This is a genomic window from Longimicrobiales bacterium, from assembly GCA_029245345.1.
Lineage (GTDB): Bacteria > Gemmatimonadota > Gemmatimonadetes > Longimicrobiales > Gaopeijiaceae > CALFPJ01.
In genome coordinates this window covers 481,681-506,411 of record JAQWPM010000021.1, presented here as the reverse complement: position 1 = coordinate 506,411, position 24,731 = coordinate 481,681, and the positions used below count along the sequence as shown (strand labels likewise).

Below are 24,731 nucleotides of genomic sequence, written 5' to 3'. Positions count from 1 at the left end.
GACCGGGTAACCCGGTCCGCCATCTGCTCAGCGCTTACGCCTCGGCGTCGCCTGCCCCTTCCTGCATCTTGAATACGGGCACCGCGGCCGCTGCGCCCACGATCGGCCCGACCGTGTAGAACCAAAGGTTCCCGAAGCCGCCGTCGCCGGCCAGCATGTCCACGAGGATCGGCCCGAACCCGACTGCCGGGTTGAACACGCCACCTGATACCCCCCCGACCGCGAAGGCCCCGCCCATGACGGTGAAGCCGATCGCCAGGCCGTAGTAGGAGTTCCCTTCGGTCGCCTTCGATGTCGCCACGTTCATGATCACGAGTGCGAGAGCGAACGTCATGAGCATCTCAGCCAGGAGCACCGACAGAGTCCCGTAGCCCTCGCCCGGAGCCGGTGCGAAGGTCCCGCCTGTAATCATGAGCACCGCGCAGGCAGCCAAGCACGCTCCTAAGAGCTGGGCCGCGATGTACGGTGCCAGGTGCTTGGCGTCGAGCGCTCCGCGTAGGTAGAGCGCGATGCTGATCGAGGGGTTGTAGTGCGCACCGGATACGTGCACGCCCATGTAAACTATGGCAATGAGTGTTGCGCCAATCGCGATGGGTGCGAGACCCACACCGGCGACTGCGGTCATGCCGATGGTGAAGACGAGAAAGAAGGTACCGATGAGTTCTGTCACATAGCGGACCATGCGTGTCCGGCTCCTGCGTGGAGGGTCGGCTACTTTTATCGACCCGCAGGACAACCCTACGGGGCGGACATTGCATCTACGGGTGTAGTTTACAATCAGCGCCCCTTCCGTCGGAGCGATACACGGATGTTACAACGTCGGTCACCTATGCGCCTTAGCGCCGCACCACTCCTTCTCGTCTTGGCCGTGATGTTACCTGGCCAACTGTTCGCCCAGGCGCCCCTTGGAGCGCCTAACGCCACGTTTCCAGAAGACTTTGGGACAATCCAAACCGTGCGTGAAATGCCGGACGGTCGGATCCTGGTCGCGGACCCTCTCGGCAAAGCTCTTTATATGGTCGACATGGACGCGGGTACGCGGACCGTGGTCGGATCTGAAGGGCAGGGCCCGGAGGAATACCTCCAGCCTGATGCCGTGTGGCCGCTCCCAGGTGACTCCACCCTGCTGGTGGATCTCGGCAATGGGCGTCTCGTCGCGCTGGGCCCAGGCCTCGGCTTTGGTCCGACCTCGCCCATCAGCTTGGGCGACCCGAGGAGCAACCTGACGCTGGCGCTTCCGCAGGGAGTTGACGGTCGCGGGAACGTGTATGCCCGGGCCATGGGTGGTCCCGGTGCCATGATGGAGGATTCGGCTGCGATCCTACGAATCAACCGTGCAACCTCGGTGATCGACGAGGTCGCCAGCTTCAAGCTCCAGGAACGAAAGCGGATTGAGTCGGGCAGTGCAGGGAACCAGAACGTCTCGATCACCCAGGTTCCGCTGTCACCAGAGGACGCTTGGGGCGTCGGCCCGGACGGATCTATCGCCATCGCGCGCGCCGGAGACTACCACGTCGACTGGATCGGGATTGATGGCACGATCGCGAGAGGTCCGGCGATCCCGTTCGATGCGGTTCGCATCGGGACCGCTGAGAAGGAAGAGTACGTTGCCGACCGAGGGCGGGCCGGGGGGGGCATCGGCATCAGCGTGGATATCAGCGACGGTGCCGTACAGATGAACTTCTCCCGCGGTGGGATGGGCGGCCCACAGGAAATCGATCAGTACGAGTGGCCGGACCGGAAGCCGCCGTTCTATAGCGGGCGTCTGAGCATCGACGGCCAGAGCAGAGTCTGGGTGCGCCGTCATGTGGACGCGGGTGACCCGTCCACGTACGACGTCTTCGACCGCCAGGGACAGCATGTCCGAACCGTGTCGTTCGAACATGGAAAACGCATTGTCGGCTTTGGCGAAGCGTCCATCTACGTGGTGTCGTTCGACCAGTTCGACCTGAGCTATCTCGAGCGGTATACACTGCCCGTGACCTGATACACAGGTGGTCGTTATGACGGAGAGGGGCGTCGGCCAATGCGGTCGACGCTCCTTATTCGCGCATCGGTTGTCCGGCGACGTACACCTGCGAAATCATCTGCGAGTTGGTGATGTCCTTCAGCGGATCCGCGTCCAGGACAATGAAATCCGCCCGCCGGCCCGCTTGGATTGTTCCCATGTCGTCCAACCCCAAGCAGTCGGCCGCCACGCCGGTGGCCGCACGTAGCGCCTGCTCGGGGGTGATGCCTGCGCCGACCATCAGCGCCAGCTCCATGTGTTCGAAGTACCCGGGGAATCGTCCCGCCGGCCCTGCGTCGGTGCCGAACGCTACGGGTGCGCCCGCGTCGATCAGCGCCTTCAGGTTACCTAACGCCTGAATCAGAGCGATCCGGTACCCGGCCGCCGTGGAACTCTCGCGGGTCCGCTCCATGAAATCCGGCTGGCTGACGCGCTCGATCTCTGACGAGTCGGCGTATTCCAAGAAGAAGTCGTCGTCGAAGTACCCTGGGCGGCTAGCGTAGATGAAGGTGCTGACCTCGCGGGTGAGTGTGGGGACGTAGCAGACCCCGCTCTCGGTCAGTGTGGTGATGAATTCCTCGTCCACATCGGTGTCGCGAACGGAATGGGCGACGAGGCCCGTACCCATTTCGAGCAGTCGTTTGGCGTCGTCGAGGTAGAAGAGATGCGTCGCGACGCTCAGCCCGCGCTCTCCGGCTACATCAAAGACGGCCTGAACCGCCTCCCATGGCATCTTCTGTGCGGTGCCCAGGTTGTCATCAACTCGGACCTTCAGCCAGTCGGCCCCCGCGTCCGCGTTGGCTTCCGCAGCAGCACGGGCCCCTTCGGCGCTCGTCGCTGCAATGACGGGCCCTGCGGCGAGAAGCCGAGCACGCGGGTCGTCCCAGGCTGCCGCGTCCCGGACTGCGAGAACCTCCTCGGAGTCACCCAGGCTATTCACGGTGGTCACACCGTATTTGGCGAACAACTCGAGGTCACTGCGGATGCGATCTGCTTCGCTTCGGACATCGTCGGGGGCCCACAGGCCGCTTACGTGTCCATGGGTGTTCACGAGTCCAGGGATGACGTACTTGCCCTCGAGGAAGACGATCTCGGCGCCTTCTGGGATCTGGCCGTCAGGCGAGACTGTCGTAAACCGACCGTCTTCAACAACGAGCGTGGCCGAAGAGGCCGGGGCTCCTGTGCCGTCCCAGACGGTCGCTCCGACGTAGGCGACCGCTTGGGCGTGGAGGTTAGAGGTCGCGATCAAGGCTGCGACGGCGAGGGTCGGGAGGATCTTTTGGGTAGTCATGAGCGCACCTTAGGACCGGGATGGCCGGTGCGCAAAGGTGCGGGCCACGTGAGAGGTCGGGCCGGCAGACCCGACCCGCTCGATCCTTCGAGTTGCGGCGCACCTCGCGGATGATCGTACTCGGACTCCGACCGAGTGATTGAGAGGTCTTGGCCTGAGAGCATCCTTGAGTTGGAGCAGCGCAGACCGTGCATACCTCTCTCCGGTCTCCGGAGGTGAGCTGGCGGTACGTCGCCTCGTGAGTCTCTCCCTGTTCTTGTCGGTTCAGGAAAGTTCTGCGGTCGCCAGCTCGCCTCCTCTTGTCTAGGGGACCACGGCTTGTCCTGTGTTGCACTTGCTTTGTGAATCCCAAAATCCGGTGTGCGGAGCGCCGTCATCAGCCACTCGTACGGGGTGCGCGCGTTCGGTGGAGATCCGGGAGTCGTCGGGCGTGAGACGATACTGAACGGACGACCGTTTGAGATTGTCGGGGTCGCGGTGAACGCTCAAGGACCCGATCCGTACACCGGCTCGCACGCCTCCTGCTCCCGCCCGGGCAGTGCCAGTCCGACCCAAAGAAGCAGCGTGGTGTCGCGTGCCTCACTCCACTGAGCCTTCAGGCTGAGTTGAGCTTGAGCGCCCGTCGTGTAGTTGAAGGTGACCGGTTCACCACCTTGGACGGACTCCTCAATGAGCCCGTCTCCGAGGGGATCTCGCACCTCGATGTCCCAGCGCCCTGACAGCCCTGGGTAGACCTGAGCGCATCCGGCGAGCGTCACACCCAACGTAGGAATTAACGGGGTAAGCAATGTGCCCTCGCCCCGTTCGACCGGGATACGTACCCAGCTGCCACCTTGCCTAATGCTCTGTAGCAGTTCGAGCGCGGATTGGCCTTGAACGGGGCTCGGGCTCATCCCCAGGAGCATCACAAACAAAGCGGCGTAGAGTTTTGACATTAGGAGGTCAGCAGTAGGCGCGGGACAACGATCCGATGATGCAATGTGTGAGCCATCAACGTGGGATCGGTTGACGCAACATGGAATTGACTCTGGCGTACGAGCAAGCGGACACGATTACATTTTCCACCATGATATCGATGAAGAGACGGCTTCCTGCCACGGTGTTGTTGAGTGCGCTCCTTCTAGCTGGGTGCGCGGAGAAGCAGCAGCCCTCAGTGAATCTAGGGGCCGAAGGCACACTTCCAGTGGATGGAGCACAGCTCCGCTATTGGACGGTTGGGAACGGTCCTCCGGTCATGATACTCCATGGGGGCCCTGGCATCGGTATCGGGTATCTGCTGTCTGAGTTGGACGCGCCTGGCTTCCCGCCAGAAGGCCTGAGGTGGGTCGCATACGATCAGCGCGGAAGTGGCCGCTCCACGGGGGCCGAAGACCCCTCTCAGATCAATATGGATCGATTTGTCGAAGACCTTGAAGCGATGCGCGTGGCGAGTGGCCAGGACCGAATCGCGTTGATGGGACATTCCTTTGGTGGCTTGTTGGCGATGCACTATGCCGTCAAATACCGAGAGCATCTCGCGGCGATGATCCTGATAGATCCGGATCCTGCAAGCCGGGCGCTGTGGTCTCGCCATGAGGAGCTCGTCGAGGCACGGCTCACCGAGAGCGATCGGATGCTGATGGCCGCGATCTCATCGGCGGAAGGCTGGGAGACGGACCCAGTACAGGTGGAGAACTACTATTTGGCGCAGTTCCAAGCTTATTTCGGGAATCGAGAGCCGTCCGTGCGGCTGCGCTTGGGGCTGGCCCAAGGTGTATACGGGAACTTCCCTGCTACTGCGCTTGTGATGCGGGAGTCGCTCGGCGACTGGGATATTTTCTCAGAGCTGGAGGGGATCGAAGTTCCTACGCTGATCCTCACTGGGGACCGCAGCGTGTTCCCGCTCAGCGCTCACGAGATGTTGCGCTCTGTCCTACCTGCGTCGGAGTTGGTCGTGTTGCCGGGTGTTGGACACTTCCCGCACATGGAGGACCCTGAGGCCTTTGCCACGATCACGACCGCATTTCTGGCCAGCGTGACGAACGGTGCCGGTTCTGAAGGTGCGGTGTCCAACTAGGTTGGACGCTCCGGTAGGTGCGCTCTAGGGCTGAGCAGCTCTAGCTTCGACCCGTTCTGCTGCATCTGCTGCATCTGCTGCATCTGCGGCTCTCTGTTTGTCCCAGTGCTTCTTCGCCTTGGCCCGGTTGCCGCAACGAGCCATCGAACACCACCTGCGCCGGCCGTTCTTGCTCGAATCGAGGAACCAGGTCACACAGGTGTTCGAAGCGCATTGACGAACGCGGTGTGGGTCGGCACCAGCCAACAGTTCGGCGGCTGAAGTCGCGATCGGGGCCAATAGAGTAAGGAGCTCCGACCCGGTCTCGTGTTCCGAGAGGCTCGAGGTGCCGTCCTCGCTCACCAGCCGGAGTGAGACCCGACTGGAGTCGAGCACCCGATTGATTGTGTGGAGACTCGAGAGGGGGATTGGGGCTTCTGAGGTGAACGCATGCATCGCTTGTTGGATTTCGTCGCGAAGTCGCGTGCCTTCTAAAAGAAGCGTTCGGGCTGCGGGAGGTGAGGCGGTGAACGAGGAACCTCCAGAGGGCAGGGCTCCACATTGGGCGAGCCACATTTCCAGTCGCCTTGGGGTGCTGATCCCCTCATGTCCCCGCCCTTGGTCGAAACGGCGTGTGTTCAAAAAGTCGAGGGACAGGGCTCCGGAGTCCCAAATGAAAACTTCTGAGTCATCAGTCATAACCTATAATATATTATTTGACCGGTTTTTTACAATATTAACCTACAAAATAAGATTAAGGGGGTTGGCTACAATGGATTGGGGAGTGATTGTCCAGGCGGTGTAACACGAGAAGGGCGACGACGTCGCTTGTCCAAAGCCCCTTCGAGCTGACGGAGGTGCGATGTATCATTCTTCCTGACCCATGCGGAGGCGGCACGAGATGAGACGCACCATTGGAGCACAGCGGGCATTCAGGGCGGCCGAGACGGTCGCGCTGGCCCTTTTGGTGACCGCTTTCGCTGTTTGGAGCCCGATTTCAGCGGTCGCACAGGCCCCGACCCTCCACTGGGTGTCTGCGGATGGGCACGCCTTGGCCGTGTGGGAGAAAAGCGTCGCCGGAGCGGACGCGGCCATTCTTCTGGTACATGGCCGAACCTGGAGCACCCTCCCGGACTTCGACCTGCAGGTGCCGGGCGAGTCACTTTCCCTCATGGATGGACTCAACGAGGAGAACATCTCCACGTACGGGGTCGATCTGAGGGGATATGGAGAGACCGACCGTGACGACACCGGTTGGAACACTCCAAATCGCGCGGTTGCTGATGTCGCGAGTGTACTTCGGTGGATCCGCGAGCGGCATCCTGATCAGCCGGTGCATTTGTTCGGTTGGTCATTGGGCTCAATGGTGTCCCAACTCACCGCCCAACGTCATCCGGACCTGATCGATCGTTTGGTGCTGTTCGGATATCCGACTCGACCGGGGGCGGAGCAGCCGTTCCAGGAGCCGTCTGCTGGTCCGCCAGCACGGGCGACGACCGCCGAAGCAGCGGCGAGCGACTTCCTTGTGGAAGGCTCCATCAGCGCACACGCCATCCAGGCTTATGTCGAAGCGGCGTTGGATGCTGACCCGGTCCGGTCTGATTGGACCTCCGGTCATCAATGGAATGACCTAGACCCAGCGGAGGTGACGACCCCCACGCTGGTTATCCACGGTGAACACGATCCTCTCGCTCCAATGGCCGCGCAGGCGGCGCTCGTGGAAGGTCTCGGCACGAGCGACAAGGCTTGGGTCGTTGTGCCGGGTGGCGATCATGCTGCGTTTCTCGAAGCGCCGAGGCCGTACTTCATTGCGGTCCTCGGAGCATTCTTATTGAGGGGCGGACTCTAGCGAGGTGCCCCATCAGGGCCAACCGAATCGCTCGAGGTCCACGCGTCGCTGGGCATTGAACTCCACGCCTTCGGCTTCGAGCAAGACTCGCTGAATGTTCTCGAACGCCGTGCCGCCCTTTCGCTCGCTTATCTCGCCCTTGGCGTTGATCACGCGTTGCCACGGCACGTCGGTACCTTCGGGAATGGCGGCCATGGCATATCCCACCTGGCGCGCGCGACCTGGAAGACCTGCCACGGTGGCGACGGTTCCGTAGGTCGTAACGCGACCCCTTGGGATCTGTCGTACGACAGCGTAGTACTGTTCGTAGGTAGCCATGGTGCCACGAGCCTGGGGAGGGCACGGCCCCGACGCAATACGGTCGTCGCCGAACATGACGACCATCACCAAGCATCGATCACCTGACTCATGAACCAGGACCGACGACAGATGACAGACCCCCGTTTCCCGAGCGGCCCGCTCGAGTTCAAGGGCAGCGCGCTCACTGCCGAAGAACGGACGGCGATGATCGAAGCGATTGCGGCACACCCGGCGAACATGCGAGCAGCGGTCGCGGAGTTGAATGACGAGCAACTGGACACGCCGTATCGCGACGATGGATGGACTGTTCGCCAGGTCGTCCATCATGTGGTCGACTCGCACCTCAACTCGTATCAGCGCTTCAAGCTGGCCCTGACCGAGGACAAGCCCACGATCCGCACCTACGACCAAGCCGCGTGGGCGGAATTGCCCGAGGCGAAGGCGGCACCGGTTGAGGTATCATTGGCACTTCTCGAGGCGCTGCACGTCCGCTGGGTCATGATGCTGAGAGATATGGAGGGAAGTGACTTCGAGAAACTCCTGGATCATCCCGAGGTGGGGGACATCAGCGCCGACCAGCTACTCGAGATCTACGGATGGCACTGCCCGCATCACGAGGGGCACATCACTGCGCTGCGGGATCGGATGGGCTGGTAGTGGATCCCTTGGAGAACAAATATGCGGCCCGCCAATCGAGCTGGCGTGCCGCATATTTTGCTTCAGGACATGCTACAGGTGCGACGTGTCCATATGCGGCTCGAAGATGACGGCGTTGATCGTCGTGTCGCCGATGTTCTCAACCGTGTGCGTCCACGACTCGTGATGCATCACGTGGCCGTCCGGGATATCGACTTCCATGGCGTCATCGCCAACGTAGATGCGTGCCTTTCCGCCACTGATGAAATACACGGTCTCGTCGGGGTGGGAATGCTGCGTGTCTTTGTGCCCCGGCGGGAGCGTCATTTCCACCACACGGAGCTTCTCGTTTTCAAAGAGCTTCTTGTAGTAGTGGGGTGAGACGTCACAAGGATCTACATAGGCCATGCGTTTTTCTCCGGTCGATGCGGAGGTGACGGGGGGCATACGGCTCATTCTGAGGCCTGGCATCGTACGGGGCGTCCACAAGAATCTCAAATTTCAAACGGAGGCTGATTCCGACCGGTCGCCGGGTGGACGCATTCCCATGGCTCGGCTACCCTTCGGCCCATGAGTGCCTTGATCGAAGAACTCCGCTGGCGCGGACTGTTACAGGACGCCACCGAGGGCGCCGCCGAACACTTGGCGGAGGCCCCCCGGTCGGCGTACATCGGATTCGACCCCACGGCTTCGAGTCTCCATGTCGGGAGCCTGTTGGTCATCATGGATCTCGTCCACCTCCAGCGACATGGCCACACTCCGATCGCCCTCGTAGGTGGTGGGACAGGGCTGATCGGCGACCCGTCCGGGAAGGAAGTCGAGCGACAGCTGATCACCAAGGAAAAAGCGGCTGAGAATGCCGAGGGCATTCGTGCTCAGCTCGACCATTTCCTGGACTTCGACGTAAAATCGAACGCCGCGGTCATGCGCAACAACTTGGACTGGCTCGGCGGATTGGCCCTGGTGGACTTTCTACGCGACATCGGAAAGCACTTCTCAGTGAATCAAATGCTGGCCAAGGAATCGGTGAAGCGCCGACTGGCTCAAGAAGACAGTGGCCTGTCGTTTACCGAGTTCGCATACGCCCTGCTCCAATCCTACGACTTCCTCGAGCTGTACCGCCGGGATGGCTGCACCATTCAGATGGGTGGCAGTGACCAGTGGGGCAACATCACCACCGGGACGGATCTCATTCGTCGTGTCGATGGCGGTAAGGCGTTCGGCGTCGTGTCACCACTCGTGACGAACTCCGCGGGCAAGAAGTTCGGGAAGAGTGAGGCCGGTAATATCTGGCTCGACCCCGAACTGACGTCGGCGTATCAGTTCTACCAGTTTTGGGTGAACACCGAGGACGCGGACGTCGTGAAGTATCTCAAGTACTTCTCGCTGCTCTCGCAGGATGAGATCTCCGAACTCGATCAGGCCACCCAAGTGGAAGCTCATCGTAGAGCCGCACAAAAAGCCCTCGCTGAAGACGTCACAAGACGTGTTCATGGTGAGACGGGTTTGGCGAAGGCCGTGCAGGCCACGGCCGCGTTGTTTGGGGGGGATCTGTCAGGCCTCTCAGCGGAGGACATCCAAGATGTATTCGCGGATGTGCCGTCCTCTGAGATCGTGCGTGATCGCCTGAGCGGCGAGGGAGTTTCGTTCATCGACCTATTGGTCGAGTCAGCTGTTGCCTCGTCGAAGGGGGACGCCCGGCGCTCCATCGAAGGTGGAGGGGTCTACCTCAACAACGTTCGAATTCAGGATGTCGAGTTCTCGGTCGAGGTGTCCAAAGCCATCGACGGCCGCTTCCTCGTGATTCGGAAGGGCAAGAAGAACTACCACCTGATAGCGCTCCAAGGCTGAACGGATCTCGGGGCATCCGAGCCAATAACGAACGGCCCAAAAAACGGGGCCGGCAGGTCTGTACGACCCGCCGGCCCCGTTTGGCCGCATCGGAATTCTAGAAATGGCTTAGAAGACGACCTGCCAACCCAGGACCATGCCCCAGTCCAGTCCGAGCTGCGGACCGGTGTACTCATGCGAGATCGGAAAGATCGCTTCCACCGAGAGACGATGGCCAGCGAAGCGGGAGCCTTCCGGCAGGTAGAAGTTCACGCCGATCGGAAGGTCGATGCGCTCACCCTCCAGGAAGAACCCGTCGTTGCCGGGGTCACGCACCGGATCGAGATCCGGATCTCCACCTTCGATCCCTGCCCAGTTCTGCCACTGGATGCGTCCGGAGACCGAGAAGTAGTCGTTGACCATGTGCGCGGCCCACATCGACGCGGTAACCGATCGTCCGAGCGCGAAGTCGCGGTCGTTGGTGCCAAGGGGCATCTGTGATTTCAGCTGTATGCCAGCCGATCCGAATTCGTTCTGCACAGAGGCCGAGATTCCGGGCAGCATCGCAAAAGTGCCAGCGCCCGGGCGCATGTCGTAAGGCAACGCCTCGGCGTTCGGAGTGCTGAACGGCGTCTCGCCGAACACGTCCTCTTTGCCGGTCGGGAGCAATGCCCCCAGCTGGATGTGCGCCTTGTACGGGCCACTATCGATGAAGTTGAACAAACCGCTGACGGATAGGTCGCCAAGCTCTTCGATCTGGTTCACGTAGAAGATGCCACCGGTGGTCAGCTGCTCGCGTTCGCGCGTGGAGTAATCCATGGTCGCGACAAACGTGAGGTTGTCTGTGGCTCCGACCGAAACCGAGAAGTTATGGGTCCGGTTCGTCAGCGTGAGGGGCGCCACCTCGTAGAACTCCAGCGTCGTCTCGAGGGCCAGCGAATCGTTCTCCAGCCAGACGCCTCGAGAACTCAACTGGCTGTAGCGATAGCTGAATTCCACGGCGCCGCGCTCGAGCGTGCGGCCGTTGGTGACGCCAATAGGCGCGTGCCCGTCCGGGCGTTTCGAGGACCAGACGTATTCTTCTTGTGCGGCGATTGGCGATGCGATCGCCAGCAATGCCACGACCAGCAGGCTCTTACGAACCATTGGATCTCCCTCCGACACGGTATTTAGCCCACACGAGGCCCCTGGGAATCTGGTGGAAAATGCCCCGACGCCCAGGAAGAAAACAAGTGTTTCCTATTTTGTCGTTGTTCGGGCGACTTCTGGGAGCACTGAATGCGGTATCCCAAAGCTATCCACAAGCAGTACAGCGTGCTCTCTCATGGCCGTGCAAAGTTCGTTCACTTGTGCCCGAATGGCGCGGGATTTCGGTGGGTCGATGTACCCGACTTCTAAGAACCAGCCTCGGTCTGCCTGGATTCTCGACAGAGCGAATACGGCGCGTACGGTCGCCAACATCTCGGACAGTCCGGGGGTCGGCGCTTTGGCGACTCCGTCGCTGAGTCGGTCGAGTAACACTCGCTCCGTATGGGCTCTCGCCAGGGTCACCACATGATCCTGGACCTCATTGAGGGCATCGAAGGAGTCCATGCCTCCGCTCAACCGCGACCGTAGCCGGCCTGCGAGGGTGCGTAGGAGGCGCTCTTCTCGATAGGCGAACGCCGCCGTGTGGAATTCGATGTCGAGGAGGTGTTTACGGTCCGTACGCCGTGTCACGACCGGATTGAGTTCGGTCAGGACCGTCTCGGCGCGTTCCGCGAGATAACGAACCACACGCCACAGCGACAGATCGTTCATTTCATCGCGGAACTGTGACAGCAGCCCTTTCGCGACCAATTGGTAGAGAACCAGGTTCGCGCCTTCGAACGTGGTGAACACGTCCGTGTCGGCCTTAAGAGCGGCGAAGCGGTTTTCAGCCAAATATCCCTGCCCGCCGCACGCCTCTCGACATACCTGTAGCGTCTCCACGGTGAGTTCGGAGGCATACGCCTTCAGGGCGGCAGCTGCCACTTCGAGCTCGGGGTCTTCACGTCCGACCGCCTCGGCGTAGTCCGACTGAAGCGCGCGGACGGCGAAGTGTGCCGCATACGTCGATGCCAACTTCGGCATCAGGGCGTTCTGGATGAGGCGGTAGTCGAGCAGGGGCTGTTCTTCCGCGCCTGCCGGTCCGAATTGTCTGCGTTGGTTGGTGTACGCGACTGCGATGGCCAGCCCGACCTTTGCCGCACTCACTGATGCAGCAGCGATGCTCACTCGACCTGCGACCAAGGTCCTGAGCATCGTAAAGAAGCGACGTCCTGAGCTGGGGATGTTGCTCTGATAGGCGCCCGCGTCATCGATCTCCGCGAACCGGTCGAGCAAGTTCTCTCTGGGGACGGCGACATGGTCGAACCAGATACGGCCGTTGTCGACTCCGTTGAGCCCCTCCTTAAATCCACGGTCTTCGATACGGACGCCGTCCAGCACTGTGCCTTGGTTGGACCGAATCGGAACGAGTATCGCGTGCACGCCGTGGTCCACGTTATCCACCAAAAGGCGAGCGAAGACTGTGGCGAGCTGTCCGTGGCAGGCGGCGTTTCCGATCCAGTCCTTGGCGGCCATGTCGTGTGGCGTGTTCACGACCAATTCGTCTGTGTCAGCGTCATACGTTGCTGTCGTCTCGAGATCGCGGACGTTGGATCCGTGACCGGTTTCAGTCATCGCGTAGCAGCCGGGCAGGTCCAATGAGCCAACAGCGGTGAGGTATCTGTTGTGATGCTGCGTCGTCCCGAGCTGTAGCACGCTCCCGCCGAACAGGCCGAATTGCACGCCGAACTTTATGACGACGCTCAGGTCTCCGTACGCGAGGGTCTCAAATGCGGCGATGGATGCGGCGGGGTCGTCTCTACCGCCAAACGCCTTTGGGTAGGCCAGCGACCCGACCCCTTCTTTCGCCAAGAACTGGATCGCGCCGAGTACGCGCTCTCGATACTCCGCCTTGTCCAATTCCAGAGGGATCGTCAGTTGTGGGGAGTCGAGCAGCTTCAGGATTCGAGTGCGTGTGTCGTTCTGGTCCCGGTCGAGGTAGGCGTTCAATGCGACCGAGTTGAAGGCCGGCTCGGGTCCCCGGGCGCTTTGTGCTGCCGGTGGTGCGCCAAACGCGCGGCGTGCTGCTTCGCCGCTGGACATACCCAATGCGTCCTCGAGCGCCCTGAGTCCCTGTATCGCTCCGTCGTGCGACCACGGCTCCTCCTGCTCGTTCGCTCGGCCCCAGAGTGCCAATCCGAGGTCGGTGAGCGAACGAAGGGCGACCGTCGGGTCAGACAGCGTTCCGATGCGGATGGAGTCGCGAAGGGAGCCGAGCTGAGAGGGTGTTGGTGGAGAGGTGGGGTCGAGCCAGCTGTATACGTGCTCTTTGGCGGAGTCCGACAGTGTCACTTGGCCATCGATATGCGTGCGCAGGGCTGCCAGTTCAGCTGCGGACAGCACTCCGTCCGCCCACGCTGTGTAGACAAAAGGAAGCAACGGCGTGACTTCGGTCACCGTTGTGGGCCAAACCTTGGGTTTGTTTTCGGAGTGTGTCACTTCAGAAGAGACTCCCTAATGAGGCCTGGGACTTGACCTCCATGCTCGCCATGTGCAACGTGCCGGCCTTCTCCGTACTTCAATATGAAGACTACTTGCGCAAGAGGCGAAAAACGATGGCCGGTCCGCTCGTTGGCGTTGTGATGGGCTCCAAGTCCGACTGGGGTACGATGGAACACTGTGTGTCTACCCTCGAGAGCCTGGGCATCGAATGCGAAGTGCGTGTTCTGTCCGCTCACAGAACACCCCACGTGGCTGCCGAGTTCGCTCAGACCGCTGAAGCGAGGGGCATTGAGGTGATGATCGCCGCCGCAGGTGGGGCCGCGCATCTCGCTGGCGTCGTTGCGTCGATGACCACTCTGCCCGTCTTGGGCGTGCCCATGGTGGGGTGGTCGCTGGACGGCATGGACTCCCTTCTGGCCACGGTTCAGATGCCCCGTGGAGTGCCCGTGGCGACCTTCGCCATTGGGAAGGCGGGTGCGGTCAATGCTGCGCTGTGCGCGGGTCAGATTCTCGGGCTCAAGCACGAAGCGATCCGCGAAGCGGTGAAGCGAGACCGTGAAGAGCGCCGTCAGGCGGTTTTGGCCGTGGGTGATCCGAGGGAGTAGTTGCTTCAGGCTGCCCCTCGCTTGAAGGCTCTGAGAGGCGGCCAGCACCTCTCGGAGGAACTTTCGGCGACCGTCGGACGGTCAGTCTCCCGCGGTTCCGTCTACGTGACGCTGGATCGCATGGAGGGAAGATCGCGACGTTCGTCACGATCCCTCTCATTCTGGGTGCTGTCGCGCCGTTCGCCGTCTATGTGCCGACTCGCCGGGCGAGCTCAGTCGATCCGGGTGGAGCCCTTAGGAGTGAATCGCTAGCAGATGAACGTCAGCCCGCGGGCGGCCCTTCTGGATGCAACGGACATTCGGGGGGCTGCGCGCGGGTCCAGCTCAGCCCAGCGATCTTCCAGCCGTCGTCGGTTTGGAGCAGGGTCGCCGCGTCGATTCCGCAGTGGCTGAACGTGGAGCCCGCATAGAAATCGTACGGAGCCCACACCGTCGCGATGGCTCCGTTGATCTGCACCTCGGGATCCCACATTCGCTCGATCAGAGGGACCTCGCTTGTGGTGATTCGTGTGGCGAGCCCGTCCAGATCAGCAGTGCCTGAAGTGCGCGTTCCGTTGCTGTCTTGGACGAAGTGCATGACGAGGTCTTCGTCGGCCAAAGACCGGAGCAGCGCTGCGTCGCCGGTAGCCAATGCATCGAAGACCCCTTGGAGGACGGCGATCACTTCGGCCTCTGCTTCATTTGGCGAGGCGGCGGCGGCGGTGGCCGGGGGTGTCTCGGGGTCGCATGCTGCGAGGACGACGAGACATGCGAGCAAGGGCAGACGCGGCATGGAGGGCCTCGGTGTAAAAGTCATGAGGTGATAGGGTGGATGAGCACCAACATGGCGACTCGTTGGAATGAGCGCACCAGGTGATACGCACTGACTTTCCGTCCTTTGAGCCAGCAAGCTTCCATCACATGCCTCTGGTACGTATCGTATGGGCGTGATCGCCGCCCCGGCTGGGACTCCGGGGCGGCGCTTCCTTTCCCCCCGGCCTGATCGGCCGGGTGAGCCACGTTGAAGCGGTCCGAGGTATTCCCAATGCTCGAAGAAATCAAAAGCAAAATCGAAGGCGAGATCGTCAAACTCATGCACGAGTTGAATGTTGAGCTTCCGGAACGCATCAAGATTGCGCTGGAGCACGGGGATCTTCGCGAGAACTCCGAGTTTAAGGCCGCGAAGGAGCGTCAGGTGTTCGTCCAGGCGCGCTTGAACCATCTGACGTCCAGGATGACGGAGTTGTCGAAGATCGACATCACCGAGATGTCGGCGGACAAGGTGGGCTTCGGCTCAAAGGTGAAAATTCGGGATCTCGAGATGGGTGAGGACTTTGAGTTCTCCGTCACCGCAGGTGATTTCATCGACCTGGACGGGGGGCAGGTGTCGCTGGCTTCGCCAATCGGTCAGGGCCTGCTAGGCGCGAGCGAAGGCGAGGAAGTCACGATCTCGCTGCCCAGGGGTGATCGGCAGTACAAGGTGCTCGAGCTGACGACGCTCCCTCAGCAGATGGACTCGGACGGGTAGGAACGGACCGTCGGGTCGTTCTCAATCGAGCGACTCCACGTAGTCGATCGCAGCTTGCACTTCCTCCGGCACGATCCAGTGCCCGATGGGATAGTCTTCCGCGGCAAACTGCACGCCTGCGGCCTGGAGTCGCTCTCGTCCGCGTATTGCGAGCTCGTGAGGGATGCTTGGGTCTCTCAGACCGTGACCCCAGAAGATGGGGGCGGGGCCCGGTGAGAGCGCCGAGAAGGGCACCTCGAGCGACGCCGGAACGAATCCCGAGAAATTTATAGCGGCCGCGATCTTCCCCGGTCGTGTGAGCGCGTACGACATGCTCATGGTGCCGCCTTGGGAAAAACCACCCAGGACGACCCGACCCGGCTGAAAGCCGACGATCTTGGGGATCTCCAAGAGGAACGCATCGAGCGAGGCTAAGCTCTGGGCAAGCGTGTCTTCCATCACGCGATCTTCTTCCACGTAACGGTACCACGCCCAGCCGGGGCCGTAGCCCCATGGATGGCCAGGGTAGGGAGCCTGCGGAGTAACGAGCACCCAGTCGTCGGGCAGCGCGGGGCGAAGGGCCTGCAAGTCTCCCCTGTGACTGCCACGGCCGTGCAGGAGCACGGCAACGGTCCCCCCATCGTGGTCCGAAGAGGACCGATTTATGTCGTATTGGAGCACGGTGTCAGTCTGTGTCGAAGCGTGTTGAACCGGGGAGAGCGAGTTCATTCTATCCCCACTTTGGTCGTTCACGGAAGCGGTGCGAGCGACGCTGCGATGGAAGAGCGTTGGGTTTCCAGCCATTCCGGGAGCTTCAGGTGTGTCCCCAGCTCGGTTTCGTCCTCGTCCACGGAGAAGCCTGGGCCGTCTGTGGCGATCTCGAGCAGCAGCCCGTCGGGAGCGCGGAAGTAGATGCTCTCGAAGTAGGTGCGCTCCATGACCGGGCTGACGTCCACGCCCAAAGCAACAAGGTGTTCACGCCATTCTAGCTGTTGCTCGGCGCTCTCAGCCCTGAACGCTATGTGGTGAGTCTGCCCGATTCCGGGTCGTTCCCGTAGCGTCGAGCCACTCCAATCGAACAGAGTCAGTGACGAATGTGGACTCACTGATTGGCCGTCGTAGTCCGCCCAGAAGTAGTGCTTCGTCTGCCCGTCGTCTTGGTTGTACGTCTTCTTCACCAGCTTTAGGCCGAGTGCCTCTTCATAGAAGGCACCCACTTGCTCCAGACGGTCCGTGATTGCGGAGATGTGGTGGATGCCCTGCAGGTGCATGTCAGGTGTGATGACCGGGACCGGCTCAGGGTGAACGGCGGACACGATGGCGGCATTGTCACGCCCGCTGGGGAGCCGTTCCTCGGGGGGGATGAGCAGCTCTCGCCCCAATGCGTGTGGTGGTTCGTCGATCGCATAGCCGGGACCCGCCGTGGCGATCTCTAGGATCTGTCCGTCGGGATCCGCGAAGTACAGTGACTTGAAGTACCCACGGTCGATCGGACCGTCCGAAGGCACCCCCGCGTCCGTCAGGCGACGCTTCCACTTGAGGAGGGCTTCTGGCGTGGCGACGCCGAGAGCGAGGTGGTGCACCCCGCCCGCGCCCCATTGTCCTTTGCGGGCGTGCGGCCACTCGAAGAAGGTGAGGATCGTTCCCGGACGCCCTCCATCGTTGCCGAAGTAGAGGTGGTACGCGCTTGGGTCGTCGAAGTTGACGGTCTTCTTTACGAGCCCGAGACCTAAGAGTTCACCGTAGAACGCAAGCGTTGTAGGCGCGTCCCGTGAGACCATCGTGATGTGGTGAAAGCCGCGCGTGGTAAGCGTGTTCGGCATCTTGACCTCGTTTTGTACAAAGCTGTACTACGAGACAATATTTGATCCTTAAGAGTTGTCAATTAATCAAAAGTACATCCGGGTCTTTCGGTGTCTCAGGCGTTCCGGTTACTGAGCCTCGGCAACAAAGGATGTCACCATCCCCAGGTTGAAATGCGGCTCCGCGTCAGGGGTGTCCCGGAAGTTGCACCGCAGCACATACGTCTGTCCCGCCTCGACATCGACCGTGAGGATGCCCCAACTCGTTTCCCCTGGGCTCGCGAAAAGCACACCACCAATGGCTTCGAACGTGCCCTGGCGTGACGCACTGTTCTTGAATGCGTGCATTACGCCCCTACTCTCAAAGTTGATAATGGCGTGTCAAAGGGGTATTGCAGGCGCAGTGAAGGCGTAATCGACACCCGTCACCGTGACATCCGGAATCTCCTCCGCGAGCACTTCGGCGGGTGGGGGCGGGGCGGAACATCCTGTGAGGGCCGCCGAGACCACCAGTGTGGCTACGAATTTGATTGGTGTACGTCCGCGTTCATCGATGCCATGCAATGCGTCTTGGTCTCGGGAGAGAGAGAGAGGCCGCGTCGTAGGGGTGCGGGCTTGAGAGTTCGCGGCTCAATACTCAGCTGCCGGAATTGATGGCCATTGAGCTACCCGCCGGAGCGTAGCGCTTCGACGACCTCTCGCAGTTTCAGAACTCCGTCCACGAGCCGGGGACCTGGCCGACCGAGATAAGGTTCGCCCACGCAGAACACGCGGCCCTCCGTGACGAACGAAAGCTCGGACCAGGCCGCATTCCTCAGGACGACGTCCGGCCGGTATTTGTCAGGGTGCACACCACACCAGGAGAGCACCACAGCGTCCGGCGCGAGATCCACCACTTCCTGGTCGGTCATGGGTCGGCTCTTGTGGTCCTCGTGTCCGAGGACAGCCCGAGCTCCCGCAGCCGCCAGCACGCCCACGACCCAGGACTGCTTGCCGGGCGTGATGACCGGCTTCGGCCACCATTGGACCAGAATGGAAGGCGCGTCTTCCGGGAGGGGAGATCCCGAAGCCACCGTAAGAACAGCCTGCATGTCGGCCACGAGTGCTTCCGCTCGCTCCGGGACACCGAGTCGCGCACCAATATCACGGACGTCGCGGTACACGTCGTCGATCGATATCGGTTCGGGGGCTATGAAGGGCAGGCCCACCGCCTCGAGTCGCTCGACGACGTGTTCGTGCCCGGGGACCGTGAGTGTAGCGAGGACCAGGTCCGGTTCGAGTGCGGCGACTCTTTCGATATCGATGTCGAGGTCGGGTCCGACCTTTGGCAACGAGGCCACGACGTCGACTGGGAAGTCAGAGTGGTCGTCTACTCCCACAAGCATGTCCGCACAGCCGAGCGCGCAGACGATTTCCGTGTTGGAGCAGGCAAGAGAGACGATTCGCATGAGAGACCGTTACCCCCGTTGCCTCCCACGGTTCGCCAATTCGGGCGCGGTGCCTCGTAGCGGGACGAAGTGGCGTGCGAATACTTTGGGGTATGTCAAAAACCTCATCTGCGATGTTGGCGCTCGGCACTGTGGCGCCTGACTTCACGCTACCGGAACCGGCCACGCACCTAAATCGTTCACTGGCCGACTTTGCTGAAGCCGAGGCGCTCGTGGTCGTCTTTTTGTCGAACCACTGCCCGTTCGTGAAACACCTGGCGGACCACTTCTCAGCGTTCGCATTGGAATACGAGGCGAAGGGAGTCGCAGTGGTGGGCATCATGTCCAATGACGTCGAGAAATACACCGCCGACGCACCGGACAGGATGACGGAGGAGGTCGCATGCCGGGGTTACACGTTCCCGTACCTCTTCGACGAATCGCAGGACATCGCGAGGGCATACCAAGCCGCTTGTACGCCTGACTTCTTCCTGTTCGACGCCACCCGAAGACTTGTGTACCGCGGCCAGTATGACGGGAGTAGGCCGTCGCTACCTACCCCGGTGACCGGCGGTGACCTGGGTGCCGCGATCGACGCCGTGCTCGCAGGGGACGGCCCCCTGAATCCGCAGATTCCCAGTGTTGGGTGCAACATCAAGTGGAAGGCTGGGAACGCCCCTGCTCGGTTCGGCTAAAGCGACGAGAAGCGTGCGGTTTCCGATCTGCAACCCAGATGGCCGTGCATACGTCTAGAACAGGTAGCGAGGCCAATAAGCGTCCGTCGGCTCCGGCCCCCCAAGCGACCCGACTCGGACCTCTGGAATGAACGTCGTAAAGCACGCCTCCCGTAGACTCGCGAAGACCCCGTTCCTAACCGGGGTAGCTGTCTTCTCACTGGCCCTGGGGATCGGAGCCAACGCCGCGATTTTCCCGGTCTTCGATTAGATGTTGCTGAAGTTGTTCCCGGTTCACGAGCCGGAGCGGTTGGTCAACCTTGCGGCGTCAGGGCCCAAGTATGGCTCGACGTCGTGCGGTTCAGCCGAGACCGATCTCGGCGGGATTGCGGCTCACCTGCGCTTTTGGGGGCCAACATCTCATCGACCGAGAGCACAACGAGAGGGGTCTCAGCGTCCTACTTCTCCTGCTGGGTATTCCGCCGTCCATGGGGCGCCTGTTTGGTCCGCCCGACGATGAGCCTGTACGACTTTGGGGAGCGCCAGCTAGGGCTCGACCCGAACCTGCCGGTGGAGAATACCAAGGCGCTCGAAGCCCAGATGAATGAGGACATCTTCGAGGACCGCCTCTTCAGCACGCTTGCGGCAGTTTTTGTGGCTGTGCATTTGCCCGCGAGGCGGGCTTCTAGGGTCGACCCGATTCACACCCCCAAGCACGAGTAGGATTGAGGGCTGCCAGTGGTGCGGTCACCTTGTTGCCGGCAGCTCACACCTCTACTCTCGGATGAAACCCGTCACCGGCGTGGCGGGCACGTCCCAGTAGCTGGAGTTCTTCATGCGTTGTCGTGTTCTCGCAATTCTCGCGCTTCTCGCCGTTGTATTGGCTTCTGCCGCGTCCGCTCAGGACCGCGACTACGTCAACGGGCGTTCCGCGTCCGACGCGGATGTGCCCCCGTTCAGCGGCGCCGTCTGGGTCGGCCCGACTCTTTATCTATCCGGAACGCTAGGACTCGGACCGGATCGTTCGGTGCCGGCGACGGCAACTGAGGAAGCGCACAACGTCCTCGGCAATATGAAAGCGGTGCTCGAAGAAGCCGGACTGACCATGGACGATCTTGTGAGCGTGCAGATCTTCTCGTCGGACGTCTCCGACTACGACGCCTTCAATGCCGTGTATCGGACGTACTTCACCCAAACGTATCCGGCACGAGCGTTCATTGGAGCCGGGACTTTGCTCTTTGGCGCGCGGTTCGAAGTGATGGGGATCGCTACGAGAGCGGGTTCGTAATAGCCGACGCGACGTATAGGCGTAAAAAAGGACGCCACCGGACGTACGTACCGGTGGCGTCCAACTGCCCGAGCCCGGCGCGATGGCCGGGTACAGCGCGAACAGCGACTACTGCAGTGGTTCGGCTAGATGCCGTCCCAGCGATCGCGTGCCTTTGCCAGGCTGGACAGTGTACAGGGACTAGACAAGGGGTCACCTCCTGTTTCAAGACGACAGTCAGGCAGAACGCCGGCGGGCTCGAGGCCCGCAGTCCAGGACCCTCAACTTCTGGGTTTTGGATCCTGGCCTAGACTGAAAACCGTTTGTTTCCGGTCGACGCCACTATACGAAACGGAATTCGCGAGTGCAAGTACTGTGCTATACCACGGGTGGGGGGAGGGGAATGACGACATGGCACGGGTAGTAGCGCTTTGGCTTGGAACAGCGGCGCCGGTGGCTGCACAGGATGCCGAGGCATGGCGGGGCTTTTTCGCCGCCGGCCAGGAGGGGCTCGGAACCGAGGGCTCTTCTGCGTATGCCGAGCAGATGGCGTTGGCTGCGGAGAATTTGCCCGCGGGTCATCTCAATTGACCCTTCGCGCAGTACCACACCGCTCGTGGGGGGGGGCTCGTGGGAGACGCGGATGCGGCGGTCTCATGGCTACAGGTTGCATGGGACGAGGGGATCGAATCCCTGATGATCTCGTTCGCGGCGTGCGACCCGTCCTTTGACGGAATGAATACGTTGCCCGCCTTTGAAGAGGTCATGGGTCTAGCGAGGGAGATGGAGTTGGGTGTGGAGCGGCTCGGCGGGTCCGTGTACCGCCTTTCCGGTGCAGGCTCCAACGTGGTCGCGCAGGTGGGTGATGACGGGGTCTTCCTCATCGATACCGGATACTTCCCTGTGTTCGCCTCCCTGCAGAGGGCGGTTTCGTCGTTGGAGTCCGGGGAGGTCTCCCGTCTGTTGATTACACATCCGCACGACGACCCCGTGGGGGTCGCAGCCGAACTGGGCACGGTCGCGACCGTGTGGGCCCATCCTGGGACCACGGCGGCTATGGACGAGCCGTAGGTGTTCATGGAGGGCGTGGAGATGCCGGCGAAAGAAGCCAGTGCAGGGCCCGGTGTCGAAATCGCGTCGGACACGATCATTGTCGTGAACGGAGAGGAAGTCCGGATTTTCGCGACTCCGGCCCACACACCCGGTGACCTCGTGATCTATTTCACAGAATCAGGCGTCGTCGTAGGCCTGCTTGAGCAAGAAGCCGGCGACACCGACGGCGACGCTGATCCAAATGAGACCAATAAGCGTTGTCGGGATGTGGATTAGGTCCGAGAGCATCGCGGCATCGGATCGGATGCCTGGCCGGTCCAGCACATCGCTCTTGATGTCTAGGATCGCATAGAGGACGCTGACGAGGCCGAGCGTGAACAGAAGCCCGCGGTTCATATTCGGTCCCATCTTCTTCGCGGCCATGAACATGGTGAGGCCGAACGCGATGCCGAACATCATTCCGAAGCTCCCACGCACGAAGAACAAGGTGAGGATGACCACCATCACACCAATGAACCCGTTTACCCAGTCGGTTCGGACCTTATCAGACCGTGCGGCCGTGAACATCATGGCGCCCCAGAACAGACTCCCCAGATAACCTGCTGTGAGCGTGATGAACGCGCTGCCGCCGAAGCAGTAACACGCGCCGCCCTGCCGCGGATCGAGCGTGATCTTCTCGATGCCACCACCTGTCGCTACGGAAGCGATGGCATGGCTGATCTCGTGCAGCAGCACCACGAAGATCTTCAACGGGTACGCGAGTGATGTGTCCCAAAGGAACCAGAGCGCGGCAAAAAATGCCACGAAGCCCAGGATGAACTTGAGCTTTCCTTTCGATTCAGTCGCCATGTATCCACTTGGTTGAAGGACTCAGACTTGAGACGCCTCTCGGTGCACTACGGTTGCAGGCGGGGTGTTTGTTCCAGGTCTGGCTTCAGCCCCCGCTCGCCGCGATCGTGATTTCGTACGGTCGCCGCAGTAATGCGTCGTGGGTAGCAAGAGCCGTGCGCGCGAGACCCGCGTTCTGGGCGGGATCAGCCAACGCCGCGAGAGCGGCCACTGCAACCGCGGCAGAAGTAGCACCGTAGCTGAACCCGAGTTGGTTCCCCCACTGGTACGTCTGGTCGTCCCAAGCGCGTGCGAGTTCTGCCCGTTCGCCGGCAGGAACCGACAGCCCCCGGCGCGTCGCCTCTGCGATGGCCGCGGTGCGTCGGGCCAGTTCGTCGCCAGCGCCTTGGGCCTCGAGCCAGGCGGACAAGACCGCGGACGGATCTTCGATCCGGTCGGCGATCTCTCGAGACATGATGGAACGCCCTTCCGAAAACGGTACGACCGTTCGGTCGTCGAGGCGCAGAATGTGGTACCCGTACTGCGTCTCCGTGACCGGACTGATGTCTCCTGGCTGGAGCGCGAGCGCGGCAGCCCAAAACTCCGGCACCCATGCGCCCTCTCGCCCGGGCACCAGCAAGCCCTGGCGGCCTTCTGCCCCTGGCTCTTCGGAAAACGCCGCAGCTGTTTCGGCGAAGTCTGCTCCTGATTGCAGCAACGCCATGGCTCGGGCCGCCTTCTCGGACGCTGCCGTGCGATGTTCGACTGATCTCCACCGCTCACTGAAGAACAGGATATGGCGGACGGTGAGTTCCCACTCTGGATCGGTGAGGTAACGCGCTTCCAGGACGTCGTCTCCCACGTTGTTCTTTTCTAACGTGAGGTCAGCCGCCAGGATCCCAACCAGCCGGTCGGCTGCCCACTCGTCCACGAGTGGTTCACCGAGTGCATGGGTGGTCGAGTCCGACACCGCCAATGCGAACGCCGTCAGGCGAATGAGGTCGTTCCGGCGCGCGTTAGACAGACCGAGGAGTTGGTCCTGTGTGTAGCCTACCGGACCCACGGTGATCGCGGGCGGGGCGGCGTCACCGCACGCCATTGTGGCGGCGACGAGCAGAAAGGTCGAGCGGCGAAGTGTGGCAGTGTGCATGTAGAGAAATTGGCCCCGCGCGTCGCGGGTGCCAACACATGCCGGGTCTTAGGACCGTTCTGGACCGCCTTCCGAAGGTGTCCAGTGTCGTCCAAGCCCGGCCACCCAAAACAGCTTCTTGAGGGACCTAGTTCCCACGCCGGGGGTTGGACCGCCGACGCTCCCCCTCTACCGTGTTGATGTGACCGTTTTCGCCCTACTCCAGATTGAGCCGCCCGGCGGCCTCACCGAGGCGCTCTCCCAAAGCCCCCTCATGGCTTTGGTCGTGCTGTTCGGCGCCGGCGTGCTGACGAGCCTCACTCCGTGTGTGTACCCCATGATTCCGATCACAAGTGCAGTGATTGCGGGGACGGCTCGGGAGAATCAATCGAAGCGACGCACGCTTGCCCTGACGCTCACGTATGCTGTCGGCCTCGCCACACTGTATGCGACGCTCGGCGCGATCGCCGGGGTCTCTGGACAAATTTTCGGCACCGTAAGTGCGAGCCCTTGGACGAGACTTGCGATCGGAAATCTTCTGGTCGTCTTCGCGCTGGCCATGCTCGATGTGTTGCCCGTACCTGTCCCGCGTCGACTCATGGACTTCGCGAGCAAGAGCGAAGGAGGCTCCTACGGCGCGGTGTTCGGCATGGGTGCCATGTCCGGTGTTGTTGCAGCGCCGTGCGGAGCGCCGGCTTTTGCCGTCGTGCTCACCTGGGTCGCCGCGACGGAGGCCGGGCTGATGGGCTTCGTCTACCTCTTCGTGTTCTCGCTCGGGATGACGACGCTACTGATCGCCGTGGGGCTCTTTTCGGGAACTCTCGCGCTGCTTCCGCGTTCGGGAGCATGGATGGTGTGGGTGAAACGGGCGGCGGCCGTGCTCATGCTCGGAATGGCGGAGTACTACTTCGTAATCGCCGGCTACAACCTTTGAGGTAAAC

29 protein-coding genes are annotated in these 24,731 nt (G+C 61.6%); 14 read left to right on the top strand and 15 right to left on the bottom strand.

Annotated features, from left to right (window positions below):
• Positions 1 to 34 precede the first annotated feature (34 nt).
• Complete coding sequence (locus P8L30_13320; GenBank protein MDG2241176.1) at positions 35 to 682, bottom strand: aquaporin; 648 nt, start codon at positions 680 to 682, stop codon at positions 35 to 37.
• Between the two features lie 147 nt (positions 683 to 829).
• Between P8L30_13320 and P8L30_13315 the strand changes: the two genes are divergently transcribed.
• Positions 830 to 1,987 (top strand): hypothetical protein, encoded by a 1,158-nt coding sequence (locus P8L30_13315; GenBank protein MDG2241175.1) that lies wholly within the window; start codon positions 830 to 832, stop codon positions 1,985 to 1,987.
• A 55-nt stretch (positions 1,988 to 2,042) separates the two neighbouring features.
• Here the strand turns inward: P8L30_13315 and P8L30_13310 are convergent, their stop codons facing one another.
• Entirely contained in the window at positions 2,043 to 3,299 is a 1,257-nt protein-coding gene (locus P8L30_13310) for an amidohydrolase family protein (GenBank protein MDG2241174.1), read from the bottom strand.
• Positions 3,300 to 3,784: 485 nt separating this feature from the next.
• Positions 3,785 to 4,234 (bottom strand): hypothetical protein, encoded by a 450-nt coding sequence (locus P8L30_13305; protein ID MDG2241173.1) that lies wholly within the window; start codon positions 4,232 to 4,234, stop codon positions 3,785 to 3,787.
• A 140-nt stretch (positions 4,235 to 4,374) separates the two neighbouring features.
• On the opposite strand from P8L30_13305, the gene P8L30_13300 reads away from it, so the two are divergent.
• The gene (locus P8L30_13300; protein MDG2241172.1) at positions 4,375 to 5,355 is read left to right on the top strand and encodes an alpha/beta fold hydrolase; all 981 of its coding nucleotides are present in this window, start codon (positions 4,375 to 4,377) and stop codon (positions 5,353 to 5,355) included.
• A 24-nt stretch (positions 5,356 to 5,379) separates the two neighbouring features.
• Here P8L30_13300 and P8L30_13295 read toward each other — a convergent pair whose 3' ends face one another.
• Positions 5,380 to 6,033 carry an ABATE domain-containing protein gene (locus P8L30_13295; protein ID MDG2241171.1) on the bottom strand — a complete coding sequence of 218 codons (654 nt, stop codon included), beginning with the start codon at positions 6,031 to 6,033 and terminating at the stop codon, positions 5,380 to 5,382.
• 202 nt (positions 6,034 to 6,235) lie between these two features.
• Here P8L30_13295 and P8L30_13290 point away from each other — a divergent pair, with 202 nt between their 5' ends.
• Positions 6,236 to 7,183 carry an alpha/beta fold hydrolase gene (locus P8L30_13290; GenBank protein ID MDG2241170.1) on the top strand — a complete coding sequence of 316 codons (948 nt, stop codon included), beginning with the start codon at positions 6,236 to 6,238 and terminating at the stop codon, positions 7,181 to 7,183.
• 12 nt (positions 7,184 to 7,195) lie between these two features.
• On the opposite strand, the gene P8L30_13285 is transcribed toward P8L30_13290, so the two are convergent.
• Complete coding sequence (locus P8L30_13285; protein ID MDG2241169.1) at positions 7,196 to 7,501, bottom strand: MGMT family protein; 306 nt, start codon at positions 7,499 to 7,501, stop codon at positions 7,196 to 7,198.
• Between the two features lie 111 nt (positions 7,502 to 7,612).
• Between P8L30_13285 and P8L30_13280 the strand changes: the two genes are divergently transcribed.
• Positions 7,613 to 8,140, top strand: a complete 528-nt coding sequence (locus tag P8L30_13280) for a putative metal-dependent hydrolase (protein MDG2241168.1) — start codon at positions 7,613 to 7,615, stop codon at positions 8,138 to 8,140.
• Positions 8,141 to 8,212: 72 nt separating this feature from the next.
• Here the strand turns inward: P8L30_13280 and P8L30_13275 are convergent, their stop codons facing one another.
• Complete coding sequence (locus tag P8L30_13275; GenBank protein MDG2241167.1) at positions 8,213 to 8,566, bottom strand: cupin domain-containing protein; 354 nt, start codon at positions 8,564 to 8,566, stop codon at positions 8,213 to 8,215.
• Between the two features lie 123 nt (positions 8,567 to 8,689).
• On the opposite strand from P8L30_13275, the gene tyrS reads away from it, so the two are divergent.
• Positions 8,690 to 9,970, top strand: a complete 1,281-nt coding sequence (gene tyrS, locus P8L30_13270; GenBank protein ID MDG2241166.1) for a tyrosine--tRNA ligase — start codon at positions 8,690 to 8,692, stop codon at positions 9,968 to 9,970.
• 108 nt (positions 9,971 to 10,078) lie between these two features.
• Here the strand turns inward: tyrS and P8L30_13265 are convergent, their stop codons facing one another.
• Positions 10,079 to 11,095, bottom strand: a complete 1,017-nt coding sequence (locus tag P8L30_13265) for a hypothetical protein (GenBank protein MDG2241165.1) — start codon at positions 11,093 to 11,095, stop codon at positions 10,079 to 10,081.
• Positions 11,096 to 11,188: 93 nt separating this feature from the next.
• Entirely contained in the window at positions 11,189 to 13,516 is a 2,328-nt protein-coding gene (locus P8L30_13260) for an acyl-CoA dehydrogenase (protein ID MDG2241164.1), read from the bottom strand.
• Between the two features lie 116 nt (positions 13,517 to 13,632).
• Between P8L30_13260 and purE the strand changes: the two genes are divergently transcribed.
• Entirely contained in the window at positions 13,633 to 14,124 is a 492-nt protein-coding gene (gene purE / locus P8L30_13255) for a 5-(carboxyamino)imidazole ribonucleotide mutase (protein MDG2241163.1), read from the top strand.
• 262 nt (positions 14,125 to 14,386) lie between these two features.
• Here the strand turns inward: purE and P8L30_13250 are convergent, their stop codons facing one another.
• Entirely contained in the window at positions 14,387 to 14,896 is a 510-nt protein-coding gene (locus P8L30_13250) for a nuclear transport factor 2 family protein (GenBank protein MDG2241162.1), read from the bottom strand.
• Positions 14,897 to 15,148: 252 nt separating this feature from the next.
• Between P8L30_13250 and P8L30_13245 the strand changes: the two genes are divergently transcribed.
• Positions 15,149 to 15,631 carry a GreA/GreB family elongation factor gene (locus P8L30_13245; GenBank protein MDG2241161.1) on the top strand — a complete coding sequence of 161 codons (483 nt, stop codon included), beginning with the start codon at positions 15,149 to 15,151 and terminating at the stop codon, positions 15,629 to 15,631.
• A 21-nt stretch (positions 15,632 to 15,652) separates the two neighbouring features.
• Here P8L30_13245 and P8L30_13240 read toward each other — a convergent pair whose 3' ends face one another.
• The 4 genes from P8L30_13240 to P8L30_13225 all read right to left on the bottom strand — a co-directional run bounded on the left by P8L30_13240 (position 15,653) and on the right by P8L30_13225 (position 18,860).
• The gene (locus tag P8L30_13240) at positions 15,653 to 16,339 is read right to left on the bottom strand and encodes an alpha/beta fold hydrolase (GenBank protein MDG2241160.1); all 687 of its coding nucleotides are present in this window, start codon (positions 16,337 to 16,339) and stop codon (positions 15,653 to 15,655) included.
• A 20-nt stretch (positions 16,340 to 16,359) separates the two neighbouring features.
• Entirely contained in the window at positions 16,360 to 17,433 is a 1,074-nt protein-coding gene (locus P8L30_13235; protein MDG2241159.1) for a VOC family protein, read from the bottom strand.
• Between the two features lie 108 nt (positions 17,434 to 17,541).
• Complete coding sequence (locus P8L30_13230; protein MDG2241158.1) at positions 17,542 to 17,760, bottom strand: hypothetical protein; 219 nt, start codon at positions 17,758 to 17,760, stop codon at positions 17,542 to 17,544.
• Between the two features lie 317 nt (positions 17,761 to 18,077).
• Positions 18,078 to 18,860 carry a helical backbone metal receptor gene (locus tag P8L30_13225; GenBank protein ID MDG2241157.1) on the bottom strand — a complete coding sequence of 261 codons (783 nt, stop codon included), beginning with the start codon at positions 18,858 to 18,860 and terminating at the stop codon, positions 18,078 to 18,080.
• Between the two features lie 92 nt (positions 18,861 to 18,952).
• Here P8L30_13225 and P8L30_13220 point away from each other — a divergent pair, with 92 nt between their 5' ends.
• The 6 genes from P8L30_13220 to P8L30_13195 all read left to right on the top strand — a co-directional run bounded on the left by P8L30_13220 (position 18,953) and on the right by P8L30_13195 (position 21,851).
• Positions 18,953 to 19,534: a thioredoxin family protein gene (locus tag P8L30_13220; protein MDG2241156.1), complete on the top strand. Its 582-nt coding sequence runs from the start codon at positions 18,953 to 18,955 to the stop codon at positions 19,532 to 19,534.
• 127 nt (positions 19,535 to 19,661) lie between these two features.
• Entirely contained in the window at positions 19,662 to 19,784 is a 123-nt protein-coding gene (locus P8L30_13215; protein ID MDG2241155.1) for a hypothetical protein, read from the top strand.
• Positions 19,785 to 20,029: 245 nt separating this feature from the next.
• Complete coding sequence (locus P8L30_13210; GenBank protein MDG2241154.1) at positions 20,030 to 20,236, top strand: hypothetical protein; 207 nt, start codon at positions 20,030 to 20,032, stop codon at positions 20,234 to 20,236.
• Between the two features lie 112 nt (positions 20,237 to 20,348).
• The gene (locus P8L30_13205; GenBank protein MDG2241153.1) at positions 20,349 to 20,801 is read left to right on the top strand and encodes a RidA family protein; all 453 of its coding nucleotides are present in this window, start codon (positions 20,349 to 20,351) and stop codon (positions 20,799 to 20,801) included.
• A gap of 390 nt (positions 20,802 to 21,191) precedes the next feature.
• Positions 21,192 to 21,371, top strand: a complete 180-nt coding sequence (locus tag P8L30_13200; GenBank protein ID MDG2241152.1) for a hypothetical protein — start codon at positions 21,192 to 21,194, stop codon at positions 21,369 to 21,371.
• Between the two features lie 105 nt (positions 21,372 to 21,476).
• On the top strand, positions 21,477 to 21,851 hold the full coding sequence (locus P8L30_13195) for an MBL fold metallo-hydrolase (GenBank protein ID MDG2241151.1): 375 nt from the start codon (positions 21,477 to 21,479) through the stop codon (positions 21,849 to 21,851).
• Between the two features lie 159 nt (positions 21,852 to 22,010).
• Here P8L30_13195 and P8L30_13190 read toward each other — a convergent pair whose 3' ends face one another.
• Positions 22,011 to 22,682, bottom strand: coding sequence for a M50 family metallopeptidase (locus P8L30_13190; protein ID MDG2241150.1), 672 nt, complete (start codon positions 22,680 to 22,682; stop codon positions 22,011 to 22,013).
• Positions 22,683 to 22,767: 85 nt separating this feature from the next.
• Complete coding sequence (locus tag P8L30_13185; GenBank protein ID MDG2241149.1) at positions 22,768 to 23,811, bottom strand: peptidylprolyl isomerase; 1,044 nt, start codon at positions 23,809 to 23,811, stop codon at positions 22,768 to 22,770.
• 181 nt (positions 23,812 to 23,992) lie between these two features.
• Here P8L30_13185 and P8L30_13180 point away from each other — a divergent pair, with 181 nt between their 5' ends.
• On the top strand, positions 23,993 to 24,724 hold the full coding sequence (locus P8L30_13180) for a cytochrome c biogenesis protein CcdA (GenBank protein MDG2241148.1): 732 nt from the start codon (positions 23,993 to 23,995) through the stop codon (positions 24,722 to 24,724).
• The last annotated feature ends 7 nt before the right edge of the window (positions 24,725 to 24,731 follow it).